Annotated in this window: 19 protein-coding genes and 2 pseudogenes; 6 read left to right on the forward strand and 15 right to left on the reverse strand. The window is 33.7% G+C overall.

The window, feature by feature from the left end:
* The 9 genes from CIB29_RS15505 to CIB29_RS15540 all read right to left on the reverse strand — a co-directional run.
* Positions 1 to 610 (reverse strand): sigma-54-dependent transcriptional regulator family protein (locus CIB29_RS15505; protein WP_094551276.1); only part of this gene is annotated, 610 nt, incomplete at its 3' end.
* 803 nt (positions 611 to 1,413) lie between these two features.
* A complete protein-coding gene (locus CIB29_RS15510; protein WP_094551278.1) occupies positions 1,414 to 1,608 on the reverse strand; it encodes a hypothetical protein in 195 nt (64 codons plus the stop codon).
* A gap of 347 nt (positions 1,609 to 1,955) precedes the next feature.
* Positions 1,956 to 2,216, reverse strand: a complete 261-nt coding sequence (locus CIB29_RS15515; RefSeq protein ID WP_242965263.1) for a Blp family class II bacteriocin — start codon at positions 2,214 to 2,216, stop codon at positions 1,956 to 1,958.
* The gene (locus CIB29_RS19000; protein ID WP_198543925.1) at positions 2,213 to 2,371 is read right to left on the reverse strand and encodes a hypothetical protein; all 159 of its coding nucleotides are present in this window, start codon (positions 2,369 to 2,371) and stop codon (positions 2,213 to 2,215) included. Before CIB29_RS19000 ends, CIB29_RS15515 begins: the two co-directional genes overlap by 4 nt.
* A gap of 182 nt (positions 2,372 to 2,553) precedes the next feature.
* Complete coding sequence (locus CIB29_RS15520) at positions 2,554 to 3,318, reverse strand: LuxR C-terminal-related transcriptional regulator (protein WP_094551274.1); 765 nt, start codon at positions 3,316 to 3,318, stop codon at positions 2,554 to 2,556.
* 287 nt (positions 3,319 to 3,605) lie between these two features.
* A complete protein-coding gene (locus CIB29_RS15525) occupies positions 3,606 to 4,214 on the reverse strand; it encodes a hypothetical protein (protein WP_094551280.1) in 609 nt (202 codons plus the stop codon).
* Positions 4,215 to 4,329: 115 nt separating this feature from the next.
* A complete protein-coding gene (locus CIB29_RS15530) occupies positions 4,330 to 4,533 on the reverse strand; it encodes a hypothetical protein (RefSeq protein WP_094551282.1) in 204 nt (67 codons plus the stop codon).
* Between the two features lie 44 nt (positions 4,534 to 4,577).
* Positions 4,578 to 4,862, reverse strand: coding sequence for a hypothetical protein (locus tag CIB29_RS15535; RefSeq protein ID WP_094551284.1), 285 nt, complete (start codon positions 4,860 to 4,862; stop codon positions 4,578 to 4,580).
* A gap of 121 nt (positions 4,863 to 4,983) precedes the next feature.
* Positions 4,984 to 5,478, reverse strand: a complete 495-nt coding sequence (locus CIB29_RS15540) for a GyrI-like domain-containing protein (protein WP_094551286.1) — start codon at positions 5,476 to 5,478, stop codon at positions 4,984 to 4,986.
* A gap of 262 nt (positions 5,479 to 5,740) precedes the next feature.
* Here CIB29_RS15540 and CIB29_RS15545 point away from each other — a divergent pair.
* Positions 5,741 to 6,150: pseudogene (locus CIB29_RS15545) on the forward strand (cysteine peptidase family C39 domain-containing protein).
* Positions 6,151 to 6,190: 40 nt separating this feature from the next.
* The gene (locus CIB29_RS15550) at positions 6,191 to 7,006 is read left to right on the forward strand and encodes a CPBP family glutamic-type intramembrane protease (protein WP_094551288.1); all 816 of its coding nucleotides are present in this window, start codon (positions 6,191 to 6,193) and stop codon (positions 7,004 to 7,006) included.
* Positions 7,007 to 7,119: 113 nt separating this feature from the next.
* Here the strand turns inward: CIB29_RS15550 and CIB29_RS18660 are convergent, their stop codons facing one another.
* The 3 genes from CIB29_RS18660 to CIB29_RS15565 all read right to left on the reverse strand — a co-directional run bounded on the left by CIB29_RS18660 (position 7,120) and on the right by CIB29_RS15565 (position 8,283).
* The gene (locus tag CIB29_RS18660; RefSeq protein ID WP_157910330.1) at positions 7,120 to 7,269 is read right to left on the reverse strand and encodes a hypothetical protein; all 150 of its coding nucleotides are present in this window, start codon (positions 7,267 to 7,269) and stop codon (positions 7,120 to 7,122) included.
* 201 nt (positions 7,270 to 7,470) lie between these two features.
* Entirely contained in the window at positions 7,471 to 7,815 is a 345-nt protein-coding gene (locus CIB29_RS15560; protein WP_094551290.1) for a hypothetical protein, read from the reverse strand.
* Between the two features lie 228 nt (positions 7,816 to 8,043).
* On the reverse strand, positions 8,044 to 8,283 hold the full coding sequence (locus CIB29_RS15565; protein WP_198543926.1) for a Blp family class II bacteriocin: 240 nt from the start codon (positions 8,281 to 8,283) through the stop codon (positions 8,044 to 8,046).
* 458 nt (positions 8,284 to 8,741) lie between these two features.
* Here CIB29_RS15565 and CIB29_RS15570 point away from each other — a divergent pair.
* Both CIB29_RS15570 and CIB29_RS15575 read left to right on the forward strand, forming a co-directional pair.
* Positions 8,742 to 9,151, forward strand: a pseudogene (locus tag CIB29_RS15570) (cysteine peptidase family C39 domain-containing protein).
* Between the two features lie 40 nt (positions 9,152 to 9,191).
* A complete protein-coding gene (locus CIB29_RS15575; protein ID WP_094551288.1) occupies positions 9,192 to 10,007 on the forward strand; it encodes a CPBP family glutamic-type intramembrane protease in 816 nt (271 codons plus the stop codon).
* A 113-nt stretch (positions 10,008 to 10,120) separates the two neighbouring features.
* Here the strand turns inward: CIB29_RS15575 and CIB29_RS18665 are convergent, their stop codons facing one another.
* The 3 genes from CIB29_RS18665 to CIB29_RS15590 form a co-directional block, all read right to left on the reverse strand.
* Complete coding sequence (locus CIB29_RS18665) at positions 10,121 to 10,270, reverse strand: hypothetical protein (RefSeq protein ID WP_157910330.1); 150 nt, start codon at positions 10,268 to 10,270, stop codon at positions 10,121 to 10,123.
* A 201-nt stretch (positions 10,271 to 10,471) separates the two neighbouring features.
* Positions 10,472 to 10,816 (reverse strand): hypothetical protein, encoded by a 345-nt coding sequence (locus CIB29_RS15585; protein WP_094551290.1) that lies wholly within the window; start codon positions 10,814 to 10,816, stop codon positions 10,472 to 10,474.
* A gap of 228 nt (positions 10,817 to 11,044) precedes the next feature.
* Positions 11,045 to 11,284 carry a Blp family class II bacteriocin gene (locus CIB29_RS15590; RefSeq protein WP_198543926.1) on the reverse strand — a complete coding sequence of 80 codons (240 nt, stop codon included), beginning with the start codon at positions 11,282 to 11,284 and terminating at the stop codon, positions 11,045 to 11,047.
* 458 nt (positions 11,285 to 11,742) lie between these two features.
* Between CIB29_RS15590 and CIB29_RS15595 the strand changes: the two genes are divergently transcribed.
* Positions 11,743 to 13,959 carry a peptide cleavage/export ABC transporter gene (locus CIB29_RS15595; protein ID WP_198543930.1) on the forward strand — a complete coding sequence of 739 codons (2,217 nt, stop codon included), beginning with the start codon at positions 11,743 to 11,745 and terminating at the stop codon, positions 13,957 to 13,959.
* The gene (locus CIB29_RS15600) at positions 13,956 to 15,482 is read left to right on the forward strand and encodes a beta-barrel domain-containing protein (RefSeq protein WP_094551294.1); all 1,527 of its coding nucleotides are present in this window, start codon (positions 13,956 to 13,958) and stop codon (positions 15,480 to 15,482) included. Before CIB29_RS15595 ends, CIB29_RS15600 begins: the two co-directional genes overlap by 4 nt.
* The last annotated feature ends 84 nt before the right edge of the window (positions 15,483 to 15,566 follow it).

Below are 15,566 nucleotides of genomic sequence, written 5' to 3' on the forward strand. Positions count from 1 at the left end.
TTAGCGTCAGGATTTCCATCTGGCGTTTTGTCAGCTTGACAGAAGACATATCTATAATATATTGATTAAGCTGCTTTTTGTATTTGTCTATCAAATAACTGGGTAAAATTTTTGTAATGGCTACAAATTCTTTTTTCATTTGTGTATTTATGGTAGATATGTCGAGATATCCAATGATCTTGTTATTCATCAATATCGGCGTACAAAAACAATGCCAGCATTTAAAAAGACTGCAGTAATGCTGTTCGGGCAGTATATATATGGATTCGCCTGTATCCATGGCCATGGATACGGCATTGGTCCCGCAGCTTTCCACGGCAAAGGACATACCCGGCTTGATTTGGGATTGTTTAACGTGCTGTTCTATATCCTTGTTGTAGTAAATATCCAGTAAAATGCCCTGTGCATCGGTTAATAGGAAGAGAAATGCTCCGGTAAGATGAGCTTTAAGTTCTGTAATGCAGGTTTTAAATGTAGAGATGAGCATTTTGTTTTGGCTGCATATAACTTTGAATTGTTGTGGTGTCACTTTTATCACAGGAAAAACGATGTCTTTGGACAAACCTATGCTCTTGCACCGCTGCCATGATGCCAATATTTTCTTTTCCATGATATTGTCCTCTCAATTCCGTCAGCTATCTTAAGAACAAAATTTGACATGATTATATACCATTAAACATTATACATAAATGTAAAAAATAATTATTTTTGAATTATTATAGCATTTCTCTTATTAATTATCAACAAAGAATTGCATGGAATGATAGGCAATTTTATAATCATTATGTTCAGACACAGACAGGGGACCAAGTAAATTGTCTGCCAATTTTTCTCTAAAACTTATAGAGATAACAAACACGGGTCTTTGACAGTTGCAACTTTTCAAACAGTGCTCGAAGCCTTGAAAATAGCACATTTTTGTGTCAAATTTGATTTTCTAAAAGTGCGTACTTTCTAGTGATTTTATTATTTTAATCTTAATTTTCAAATCATATCTGCCGATTTATTAAATGACAGCAAATGCAGCATTAGCAAGGATTTTAAAAAAGTACGCAAATTTTTTATTTAATCAAAAGCCTGAAACCCTTTAATATCAAGCCTTATCAGGCTTTTTGTATTCGCCAAGTGTCAAACTCGGGATTATAGCATTTCTCTTATTAATTATCAACAAAGAATTGCATGGAATGATAGGCAATTTTATAATCATTATGTTCAGACACAGACAGGGGACCAAGTAAATTGTCTGCCAATTTTTCTCTAAAACTTATAGAGATAACAGACAAAGTACCTGTCCGAAACTACTGATAAAGTCACTTTTTTCTGAAAATTGAACCCTGAAACCCGCTTAACTCCGTTGGCTTTTTTTAAAAAAGTGATTTTTTCAGTAGTCTCACCTGTACCCCTGTCTTTTTGTTATCTAAAATTTTCAGGTTTTTCGACATACCATTCAACATATCCACAATTTGAACAAACATATGGGGTCATAACACTACTTTCTTTTGTAGTAAATAATTTAATAGGTTCTTTTATAGCAGAAAATTTTCCAATTGCACTTGTAGCTCTTGCTTTAGTTAATTCCTTTTCGCATTTAGAACATATGTATTTCATTTATTTTGCACTCCCTTCTTAATTAATTTAAATTGTTTTGATATAATTAAATTAGATCAATATGAAACAGCGAGTAATTTATCGACAAATAGAAATAAAAAATCCTTAATGTTATTGATATCATTTTAATTTTTATTTATTCGCATAAGTATTCCAATAACAATCAGAATAATTCCTAATGATATTAAAGCAGCATATTTAAAATCAAGTATTATAAAAAGATTAATAATTGCAATTATAAGTCCGACATTAATAATAAATTTATAATTTAACAATTTTATTTCCTCCTCTTTTAAAATTTATGCGGAAAACCACATATACTAGTTTTCCGCATAAATTTCTAATTATCACCACCATCCAGTAGCAGCATAAACAACTGCTCCTATAACGCCACCTGCAATGCCCATACCAACTGCTCCTGATACAGTTCCAATAACAGGAACAGTCATCGTACCTCCTGTGGCACCTGCTATAGCACCTGTTAAAGCTCCTGAAGCAACTGATCTACCAAATTCCTTCCAACTCCAGGCACCACCATCAATTGTCATTAAATCATCATTTGACAGCTCTAGAAAATTCACATTATTTAGCAACATTACATCTGTCACTCTATATCCCCCCTTCTTTTGTTTGTAACTTCTTCCATTCCCCGGGTAACTTCAGAATATATATCAACCATAAAGACTGTTTTATGCCGGCAATTCCAGTCCTCATGGTTAATATCACTATTACAGAACAGACGGATTAACTCCAACATATACATAAACTTGTATATCGTCAAGTTCCTGTGCAGAGCTAGATCCCTTTACATTGACATTTATTCTATCAAGTATTTTATGCAACGCATAGCATTGTTTGGTTATAGTTGTTAATACTTTATTCATTATGAATTTACCATATCTTGTTCAAATTATCAACCTATGGATTTCCATAGTATTTCAGGATTCAGGGTATTAGTTTAAGACGTGCAGCCATTGCGGCTGCTTCGGTGCTTGAGTTTACGTTTAGTTTTTCAAAAAGTACTTTTTTATGATAATCCACGGTACATTCTTTTATTTTTAGTGCAATTGCTATTTCTTTTGCCGAGAGTCCTCTTGTTATTAGCGTCAGGATTTCCATCTGGCGTTTTGTCAGCTTGACAGAAGACATATCTATAATATATTGATTAAGCTGCTTTTTGTATTTGTCTATCAAATAACTGGGTAAAATTTTTGTAATGGCTACAAATTCTTTTTTCATTTGTGTATTTATGGTAGATATGTCGAGATATCCAATGATCTTGTTATTCATCAATATCGGCGTACAAAAACAATGCCAGCATTTAAAAAGACTGCAGTAATGCTGTTCCGGCAGTATATATATGGATTCGCCTGTATCCATGGCCATGGATACGGCATTGGTCCCGCAGCTTTCCACGGCAAAGGACATACCCGGCTTGATTTGGGATTGTTTAACGTGCTGTTCTATATCCTTGTTGTAGTAAATATCCAGTAAAATGCCCTGTGCATCGGTTAATAGGAAGAGAAATGCTCCGGTAAGATGAGCTTTAAGTTCTGTAATGCAGGTTTTAAATGTAGAGATGAGCATTTTGTTTTGGCTGCATATAACTTTGAATTGTTGTGGTGTCACTTTTATCACAGGAAAAACGATGTCTTTGGACAAACCTATGCTCTTGCACCGCTGCCATGATGCCAATATTTTCTTTTCCATGATATTGTCCTCTCAATTCCGTCAGCTATCTTAAGAACAAAATTTGACATGATTATATACCATTAAACATTATACATAAATGTAAAAAATAATTATTTTTGAATTATTATAGCATTTCTCTTATTAATTATCAACAAAGAATTGCATGGAATGATAGGCAATTTTATAATCATTATGTTCAGACACAGACAGGGGACCAAGTAAATTGTCTGCCAATTTTTCTCTAAAACTTATAGAGATAACAGACAAAGTACCTGTCCCTGTGTCTGTGCGTGTCTGTGTTTAGATTATATGTTTGCTTGTTGTAATTTTTTTTGTAATAGCTTTAAACTGGCTTTTGTGTTTTTTAAAAATATCTCTTTGTCTTTATCTTTTATTTTTAGTATAGCATAATTATTTGTAGTATCAATTTTAAAATATTCTATTTTATCTCGGTTTATTATTTGATTTTTTATCCATACAAAATTTTTCCCTACCATTATATGTGAATTTGAAACTGAAAATAATAAATTAGCCATTCCAAAAAAGAACATACTTAAAAAATTTAAATAATGAATTTTGAGTAGTTCTGTATCATTGAGATGATAATATGCTATGCATATTATAAAAGTAATAGCTAATAATAAAAGAATAATTTTTTCACTTTTAGTTTTAATGATTGTTATATTACTATCAATCTTTATTATTAAATCTAAAGAGTCTTTTATGAATTTATAAAATAGTAAAGAATAGCCTATGAATAAATGACTGAACAAGAATAGGATGATTGATAAATAACTTGATACATGAAAAATATTTATTTTTTTCATGTATACTGAACCTAAGAAATAAATGGAGATAATAAACAATGCAATAAAGAACAATGCAACTACTGTTTCTATTAGTTTTTTACGCAATTTCAATCAACTCCAATAGTAAAATTGTTATATAATAAAACTATTTTATAGCATTAGCAGCTACTAATAAAAGTTAGATAAGGACTATATAGTCCTTATCTAACTTTTGCAATGATTAATTATTGTCAAATTTTGCATCAATATAAGTCGATGCTGCTGCAATTAATCCTAAAGCGACCATACCTACTGCTACAGCTTGCCCTCCTGGCAAGGTAGCTATGTTACAAGCTGCTAAAATGCATGCTTGTGCAAAATAATAATCGTCACTTAAACCGCCATTTACTAAGTAAAGCTCGTTTTGTGTTAATTCTGCTAACATACTAATATCACCTCATAAAATTTTTTTGATTATAAAAGTTTTATTTAATCCAAACCTTCTGCAATCATATGTACCCCTACAGCTACACATGCAACCCCTACTCCAACTGCAACAACAGGAGTAGCACCAAGACTAACACCTATAGCAATGGGAAGAGCGTGTGCTGCTAGAACGGTACCACATGTAATATTTACTACTTCATCCCAACCCCCACCATTAACAAGATAAGCCTCATCTTTGGTTAACTCAACAAAGTTAACATTTTTTATCAATTCATCATTTGTCAATCCCACAAAATTGACATTCTTTAAAGCCATTGCATTTGTCATCAAAATCAACCTCCAATTCATTTGTTTTTATTTTTTTTCCATTCCCCGGGAAACTTCTGAATGATATATCAATCACAAAGACTCAAGCCGGCATATAAAGTCTTCATGACTAATACCAAGTTTATAATATTGAAGGATTCACTCCAATATACACATCAATTACCATATCATCAAGTTCCTGTGCTGACTTAGGTTCTTTGATATTGACATTATATCCTGCAGTGATTTGCTGCAAATTATTTTGTTGAATGTATGCTAACATTTCGTTATAGGTATTTTGTAACATATTGGGATTGCCCTCATGCCTTGCGTAGACGGCATGTAGCAAATGAAATACTTCTTTAAGCCTATACCCCTCCGGCAATTCCGCCTTCCTATCTATCGGAACCAATATCTCCATATCCATCAGAGGCTGTTCATTATCCGTTTCCACTGCAAAAGTTGCCGTAACTACAGGACCGGTTTTTCGTATTCCATTATCTTGTAGGAACTTGCCTATTTTCATCATTTCTTGCTGTACTTCCTGCTGAGTCATCTTTTTTCTTAAAGACAGCACATTTTCCAGTCTCAAGCTTTTATCACGTTCTATAACACCCACTTTAACCGAAACCCCCATCTAAGATTTTATTTTATCAGGTATTGTATGCAATGCATTTCATTGTTTGGTTAATAGTTGTTATTCCTCTATTTAACGTAAATTTACCATATCTTGTTCAAATTATCAACCTATGGATTTCCATAGGTTGATATGAAAAAATGTTAAAAATTGTGAAAGCATTATGGACAAAGAAGGATTATTATAGTATGATTTATTTAGGTACTGTATCTAATGCATTCATTTGTTTGGTTGAATATGTCGTGGAGGGTTCAACCAAATGATAAGGCAATTATTCAAAAGATATGTATGTATCAAGCAGCATGATATCACCGATTGTGCCGCTGCTTGTCTTGCCACCATTTCCAAGCAATACGGTCTTAAAATGCCAATTACAAAAATCCGTGAGGTTGCCGGTACCGATAAAATGGGTACCAATGCATATGGGGTTATTAAAGCTGCTGAAAAACTTGGTTTTACCGCAAAAGGCGTAAAGGGCAACCAGGAAAATTTTTTCAGCGGATTTCCGCTGCCTGCTATTGCGCACGTAGTAGTGGAAGGTAAGTTGTTGTGCACTACGAAGTAAATCATAAGATGTCATTATACAAGCGCATTATGGACTTTACCATCAAAAAAGAAGAATTTGTAAAAACTATTACAAAGAAAATAAAGAGGTATATCGAAAAACCGTAAGGATGAATCTAACAAAATTAAATAGCAAGGGTGAAAGACAATGATTGATAATGATAATCCTTTTAACAAATTAAAACTGAGAAACTTTATTTTATGGTATATCATAAGTCAGATTATAATATCTATTCTGTCAAAGTTAAATATTAAAAATAATTTCTTATCATTTATATTTCTTCATTTAATAATTGTAACCTGGGTTATATTTAAATCTAGTGTATTTAACATTGACATTAAAAAATTGATTGGTAAATTGCCATCTAAATATAATTGGTGGGAAATTTTTTATATTGCAACTCCGCTTGTTTTATTTTCAATAGGAGTAACAGCGACGTTACTATATACTTTTTCACTAATTGCACCTGTTTTTACAGAAAATATTTTAAATTCCCCAAGTAATATAACACAAATAGGGTTTGTTAATCAAATTCTATTTATATGTATAATTTTCCCTATAATAGAAGAATTTTTTTTCAGAGGAATAATTTTAAATAGATTATATATTAAATGGGGATTACGTCAAAGCATTATTATTTCATCGTTTATATTTTCAATGTTTCATATGGATTTAATAGGAGGGTTTATTTTTGGAATTGTAATGGCACTGCTGTACATAAAAAATCAAACGCTCATTATACCAATAATTTGCCATATTATAAATAATATAGCGTTTACTGTATTGTATTTTTTTGAAAAAACACTGAATACTGATAAAATGTCTATTAAACTCAATGAACTGTATTCTGATTCATGGCTATTTATAGTATTTTTTGTTTTCTCGAGTCCATGGATTATTTATTTGATTTGGAAAAATTGGTTTTATATAACGACAGATTATAAGCCACCGTACACTACATAATAATTTTAAGCATTATACATGTTGCAGATAGTACATTAAATCACTAAAGATAATTTAACCAGCATGTCGGAAGGATATAAATTGGGGACTAGCAACGGGGACGGTTCTCACTGTCAAGCTTTACTGACAGCAACCCTATTAATACCCGTTACTCTTGATATCTGTAGAACAGAAAATTCCTCTATTTCCTTGGATTTTTTCAAAATACTACTTCTTTTTTCGCTATCTAATCTTTGTATGTCCGATGCGTCTATCCCTATCATCTTCAAAAATGTCTTGTTGATTGATCCCTTTTAGCATAATATGATATATCCCACTGCTGCTTTTTTCTCATGCATGTCTTGCCATGCCAAAACACCTCCATTTCGAAGCATATGATCTCGAAATAAAGGTGTCAACAACCCCGTCCCCTTGACACACCCCGTCCCCTTGACACACCCTTGACATCCACGCATGCAAAGAATTTAAAACTTTGTTCCCCTCTTAAAAACTTCATATGTAAAATATATAGCAGCAATTAAAAAAGGAACATATAGAGCTACATTAATAAAATCTGGAAAATGGAACTGTCTATTTAAAAACATTACAATACTTACATAACAAAGTACTATTATACCATACATCGGCAACATTTCACCTGTAAACTTATAGTTAATTAATGCCATTATAGCTACAATGGTTAAAATAATGTCTGTAAAAGTAAACAGGTTTCTCTCTTTGTTATTCCAATAAAAATGCCACATATTCAACGCAATAGTAATTGAAGTAAACAGATAAATTAGAAATTTATCAAATAATATTTTCAACATGAACCTCTCCTTTTATAGTTCAAATTTATTAATTGAACCATAGCTCTCAATACTTACCTCTAGTTTTATTTTACTAATCTTTTTAGTATTATATATAATTTCTTTTCTATAACTCTATCTTATGATAGTATGTACTTCAGTATATACTTCAAAAAAGGCAATCCTGAAAACTTAAGTTAATGAAGAATTTCAGGATTGCCCTGTTTACTGAGTAAACATTATTACATTTTAATCTGTAACGAGACCATACCCTACATAAGCCCCGGAAATTGCAGAGATAGCGAGATATGTAACTGCAACAGGTGCTGTTACGGGTGTAGTCATCATTGCAACCGCCAAGGTTGCTCCTAAATAAGTAGCAGTACCTGCAAATACTCTATCCCAATTAACTCCACCATCAATACACATTAATTCTTCTTTGTTTAACTCCATAAAATTAATACTGTTAATATTTAACGCAGCATCCATTGAATATCCTCCTTTCTTTTGTTTATAACTTCTTCCATTCCCCGGGTAACTTCAGAATATATATCAACCATAAAGACTGCTTAATGCCGGCAATTCCCGTCTTCATGGTTAATACCACTATTACACAACAGTCGGATTAACTCCAACATATACATAAACTTATATATCGTCAAGTTCCTGTGCAGACTTGGGTTTCTTTGACATTTATTTTATCAGGTATTGTATGCAGTGCATTTCATTGCTTGGTTAATAGTTGTTATTCCTCTATTTAACGTAAATTTACTATATCTTGTTCAAATTATCAACCTATGGATTTCCATAGGTTGATATGAAAAAATGTTAAAAATTGTGAAAGCATTATGGACAAAGAAGGATTATTATAGTATGATTTATTTAGGTACTGTATCTAATGCATTCATTTGTTTGGTTGAATATGTCGTGGAGGGTTCAACCAAATGATAAGGCAATTATTCAAAAGATATGTATGTATCAAGCAGCATGATATCACCGATTGTGCCGCTGCTTGTCTTGCCACCATTTCCAAGCAATACGGTCTTAAAATGCCAATTACAAAAATCCGTGAGGTTGCCGGTACCGATAAAATGGGTACCAATGCATATGGGGTTATTAAAGCTGCTGAAAAACTTGGTTTTACCGCAAAAGGCGTAAAGGGCAACCAGGAAAATTTTTTCAGCGGATTTCCGCTGCCTGCTATTGCGCACGTAGTAGTGGAAGGTAAGTTGTTGTGCACTACGAAGTAAATCATAAGATGTCATTATACAAGCGCATTATGGACTTTACCATCAAAAAAGAAGAATTTGTAAAAACTATTACAAAGAAAATAAAGAGGTATATCGAAAAACCGTAAGGATGAATCTAACAAAATTAAATAGCAAGGGTGAAAGACAATGATTGATAATGATAATCCTTTTAACAAATTAAAACTGAGAAACTTTATTTTATGGTATATCATAAGTCAGATTATAATATCTATTCTGTCAAAGTTAAATATTAAAAATAATTTCTTATCATTTATATTTCTTCATTTAATAATTGTAACCTGGGTTATATTTAAATCTAGTGTATTTAACATTGACATTAAAAAATTGATTGGTAAATTGCCATCTAAATATAATTGGTGGGAAATTTTTTATATTGCAACTCCGCTTGTTTTATTTTCAATAGGAGTAACAGCGACGTTACTATATACTTTTTCACTAATTGCACCTGTTTTTACAGAAAATATTTTAAATTCCCCAAGTAATATAACACAAATAGGGTTTGTTAATCAAATTCTATTTATATGTATAATTTTCCCTATAATAGAAGAATTTTTTTTCAGAGGAATAATTTTAAATAGATTATATATTAAATGGGGATTACGTCAAAGCATTATTATTTCATCGTTTATATTTTCAATGTTTCATATGGATTTAATAGGAGGGTTTATTTTTGGAATTGTAATGGCACTGCTGTACATAAAAAATCAAACGCTCATTATACCAATAATTTGCCATATTATAAATAATATAGCGTTTACTGTATTGTATTTTTTTGAAAAAACACTGAATACTGATAAAATGTCTATTAAACTCAATGAACTGTATTCTGATTCATGGCTATTTATAGTATTTTTTGTTTTCTCGAGTCCATGGATTATTTATTTGATTTGGAAAAATTGGTTTTATATAACGACAGATTATAAGCCACCGTACACTACATAATAATTTTAAGCATTATACATGTTGCAGATAGTACATTAAATCACTAAAGATAATTTAACCAGCATGTCGGAAGGATATAAATTGGGGACTAGCAACGGGGACGGTTCTCACTGTCAAGCTTTACTGACAGCAACCCTATTAATACCCGTTACTCTTGATATCTGTAGAACAGAAAATTCCTCTATTTCCTTGGATTTTTTCAAAATACTACTTCTTTTTTCGCTATCTAATCTTTGTATGTCCGATGCGTCTATCCCTATCATCTTCAAAAATGTCTTGTTGATTGATCCCTTTTAGCATAATATGATATATCCCACTGCTGCTTTTTTCTCATGCATGTCTTGCCATGCCAAAACACCTCCATTTCGAAGCATATGATCTCGAAATAAAGGTGTCAACAACCCCGTCCCCTTGACACACCCCGTCCCCTTGACACACCCTTGACATCCACGCATGCAAAGAATTTAAAACTTTGTTCCCCTCTTAAAAACTTCATATGTAAAATATATAGCAGCAATTAAAAAAGGAACATATAGAGCTACATTAATAAAATCTGGAAAATGGAACTGTCTATTTAAAAACATTACAATACTTACATAACAAAGTACTATTATACCATACATCGGCAACATTTCACCTGTAAACTTATAGTTAATTAATGCCATTATAGCTACAATGGTTAAAATAATGTCTGTAAAAGTAAACAGGTTTCTCTCTTTGTTATTCCAATAAAAATGCCACATATTCAACGCAATAGTAATTGAAGTAAACAGATAAATTAGAAATTTATCAAATAATATTTTCAACATGAACCTCTCCTTTTATAGTTCAAATTTATTAATTGAACCATAGCTCTCAATACTTACCTCTAGTTTTATTTTACTAATCTTTTTAGTATTATATATAATTTCTTTTCTATAACTCTATCTTATGATAGTATGTACTTCAGTATATACTTCAAAAAAGGCAATCCTGAAAACTTAAGTTAATGAAGAATTTCAGGATTGCCCTGTTTACTGAGTAAACATTATTACATTTTAATCTGTAACGAGACCATACCCTACATAAGCCCCGGAAATTGCAGAGATAGCGAGATATGTAACTGCAACAGGTGCTGTTACGGGTGTAGTCATCATTGCAACCGCCAAGGTTGCTCCTAAATAAGTAGCAGTACCTGCAAATACTCTATCCCAATTAACTCCACCATCAATACACATTAATTCTTCTTTGTTTAACTCCATAAAATTAATACTGTTAATATTTAACGCAGCATCCATTGAATATCCTCCTTTCTTTTGTTTATAACTTCTTCCATTCCCCGGGTAACTTCAGAATATATATCAACCATAAAGACTGCTTAATGCCGGCAATTCCCGTCTTCATGGTTAATACCACTATTACACAACAGTCGGATTAACTCCAACATATACATAAACTTATATATCGTCAAGTTCCTGTGCAGACTTGGGTTTCTTTGACATTTATTTTATCAGGTATTGTATGCAGTGCATTTCATTGCTTGGTTAATAGTTGTTATTCCTCTATTTAACGTAAATTTACTATATCTTGTTCAAATTATCAACCTATGGATTTCCATAGGTTGATATGAAAAAATGTTAAAAATTGTGAAAGCATTATGGACAAAGAAGGATTATTATAGTATGATTTATTTAGGTACTGTATCTAATGCATTCATTTGTTTGGTTGAATATGTCGTGGAGGGTTCAACCAAATGATAAGGCAATTATTCAAAAGATATGTATGTATCAAGCAGCATGATATCACCGATTGTGCCGCTGCTTGTCTTGCCACCATTTCCAAGCAATACGGTCTTAAAATGCCAATTACAAAAATCCGTGAGGTTGCCGGTACCGATAAAATGGGTACCAATGCATATGGGGTTATTAAAGCTGCTGAAAAACTTGGTTTTACCGCAAAAGGCGTAAAGGGCAACCAGGAAAATTTTTTCAGCGGATTTCCGCTGCCTGCTATTGCTCACGTAGTAGTGGAAGGTAAGTTATTGCACTATGTAGTTATTCATAACATCAGCAAAAAGGAAGTCATTATTGCCGATCCGGCCAAAGGGATTGTCAGGTATACACCGGAGGAATTTTTCAAGATATGGACAGGGGTACTCATCCTCATGGTACCAACAGCGCAGTTTCAAAAAGGTGATGAAACCAAAGGGTTGTTTGCGAGATTTTTGGGATTATTAAAGCCTCAAAAGAAACTGCTTTTAAATATTTTTCTGACTTCTCTGATTTATACAGTGCTGGGAATACTGGGCTCTTTTTACTTCAAATTTCTAATGGACGATATTTTGCAGTATAACCTCAAAAAGACTCTGCACATTATTTCCATCGGTATTATTCTCTTAAACATATTTAAAATCTTGCTCAATGCTTTCCGTTCCCATTTGCTTTTGTACCTTAGCCAGAAGTTGGATATCCCTTTGATTCTGGGTTATTACCGGCATGTGCTGGAACTGCCCATGAATTTTTTCGGCACAAGGAAAGTAGGGGAAATTATATCCAGGTTCATGGATGCGTCTAAGGTACGTGAAGCTATTTCAGGAGCTACCCTTACCATTATGATTGATACGTTGATGGCCGTTGCAGGCGGTATCATATTGTATACTCAAAATGCATTTTTGTTTGGTATTACCGTTATCATGGTTATTTTCTATGGAACCATTGTCTTTGCTTTTAACAAACCCATACGTGATATCAACCGCAGGCAAATGGAGAATAATGCGCAGCTTACATCTTATCTGGTAGAATCCTTAAATGGCATTGAAACTGTCAAAGCTTTCAATGCCGAACGCAAATCCTCCATTGAGACCGAAAAGAAATTCGTAAAACTGTTAAAAAGCATTTTCAAAGGCGGTTTTATCAGCAACATGCAGGGAGCACTGACGGGTTTTATAGGAGGTATAGGAGGTATTGTGATTTTATGGGTCGGTGCCTGGCATGTCATCAATGGGAAAATGACGGTAGGACAACTGCTGGCCTTTAACGCCCTGCTGGCATATTTCCTTGACCCGATTAAAAATCTTATTAACTTGCAGCCCATGCTGCAAACAGCTATTGTAGCCTCTGACAGGCTGGGAGAGATATTAGATCTGGAACCGGAAAAAAGTCCCGACGAGGACAAGAAGATTAATCCTGCATCGTTAAAAGGGATCATTGCGTTTAAAAATGTAGATTTCCGTTATGGTACACGACAGCTGGTGTTAAAAAACATCAACCTAACCATACAACCCGGTGAAAAAATAGCGCTGGTAGGAGAAAGCGGTTCCGGAAAAACCACCCTAGTCAAGCTGCTTCTCAATTTCTATTCATGGGAAAAGGGAGAGATACTCATTAACGGATACAATATCAGAGATATCAATATTGAAGTGTTAAGGGAGAAAATCGCTTATATTTCCCAGGATATTTTCCTGTTCAGTGATACTATCAAGAACAATCTTTGCCTGGGGATGGAAGATGCAAGTATGGAAGAGGTTATCGAATGTGCCAAAATGGCAAAAGCGCACGACTTTATCAATAATTTACCGCTGCGGTATAACACTATGCTGGAAGAGAACGGTGATAACCTTTCCGGCGGGCAAAAGCAGCGATTGGCAATCACCCGAGCATTACTTAAGAAACCGGATATTCTGATCATGGATGAGGCAACCAGCAACCTGGATTCCATTACCGAAAAAGCAATTGAAAAAACAATTAACCAGTTGACGGATGGTATCACTACCATCATTATCGCCCACCGTCTGAGCACCATTATGCGTTGTGATAGGATCTATGTCATGGACAACGGTGAAATCATAGAAAGCGGTACGCACAAGCAGTTGATGGCTCAAAAAGGCCGGTACTATGACCTATGGAAGGAACAGTTGCCTGATTACGAAATGGAAAAAACAGCAGTTTATGAGAAGGAGGCGGCGATGGTATGAAGGCTGTGATACAGGAGTTTGGAGAACTGACCGACAGCCGGGAGCTTCTGGAAAGCAGACCCCATCCCTTTATGGCTGTTTTTGCCTATATTCTTGTTACCATCATCATGACTGCTTTGTTATGGTCATACTTCAGTGAAATGGATATTGTCGTGAAAGCCAGCGGGATTGTGCGCCCAAATCATAAAATTAGTACCATTAAGAACAAGGTATTCGGAAAAGTTGAAAATGTTTATTTTGAAGAAGGACAGCAGGTAAATAAAGGAGATATTTTATACACGGTTGAACATCAGAGTCTGCTGCTGGAAAAAGACATCCTTGTTAAGGAACTGATAAAAACAGAGCAGGAACTTAAAAATTTAAAGAAGTTCAAACAAAGCATTCTTGATGGTAAAAACCATTTTAATGAAAATACAGAAGATGAAAAGGAATATTATAATAAATATGTGAAATATGAAACAGATATCACCACAGAAAAACAACGTGCAGAACTGGAACTAAGCCAACTACGACATGATACGCAGTATAATGAAAAGAGCTATAGTGCCGAAATACAAAAGAATAAAGAGAACCTTAAGAATCTTGAGCTTTTGAAATATTCTATAGAAGAGGGGAAAAATCTTTTTAATGAAAGCAACCGTGAGTATTACAATAAATATCTTGACTATATGCTTAATGTTCAACAGATGACCCAAGTCATCGTGCAAAAACAGGAAACTGCTCAAAATGCTGCCAGATTATTTGAAGCAGGTGCAATTGCAAAAAAAGAAGCTGAAGATGCACAGGAGCAGCTTGAAAGTGCCGAATTGGATTTGGAAAAGTATAAAAACGAGTATATGCTAAACCTTCATACTGCCATACAGCAGCACAAAAGGGCATTGGAGGAACTTGAAAGAAATCTTGAAAAAACAGAGAAGTTTAATGAAATATATGATGGCAAGGACCAGTATACCAAAACAGTATTGGAAAAGTATAAAATGGATAAATTGGTACAGTTGGATGCCGATATTGACTTATATGAAAAAAAGCTGGAACAGCTGAAAAAGGACTTAGAAATTGTCAACTTGAATATCCTGGATTGCACGGTACGTGCACCCATAGAAGGTATTGTGAATATAGTAACCGAAATCAGCAAGGGGGATTTGCTGCAAAGCGGTACCGAAATAGCTACCATTGTTCCGGAACATAATTCTAAATACAAGGTGCAGCTTTATGTGTCGAATAAAGATATTGCAGGTATCCGGGAAAACCAGCGCATCAAATATCATTTTCTGGCACTGCCCTATAAGGAATACGGGGAATTAAACGGTTCTATTACACGGATAGGTACGGATGCCAGAACGGATGGAAACAATGGGCACAGCTTTTATCTTGTGGAAGGAGATATAGAAAACAAGCCTTTGTACAGTTATAAAGGTGAAAAGGCTGAAATAAAAGTTGGAATGGCCTGTGAAGCACAGGTGATTACCAAGACTAAAAAAGTGTTATATTATTTGCTTGAAAAGATTAATCTGAAGGAATAAAATAATGCAGACAGGTTTTTGTCACAGTCCGTATAAAAAACAGACTAGCCGGGAAACTACATACCCATCGTTTTCCCGGCTGAT

Source organism: Petroclostridium xylanilyticum (assembly GCF_002252565.1).
GTDB classification, from domain to species: Bacteria; Bacillota; Clostridia; order SK-Y3; family SK-Y3; genus Petroclostridium; species Petroclostridium xylanilyticum.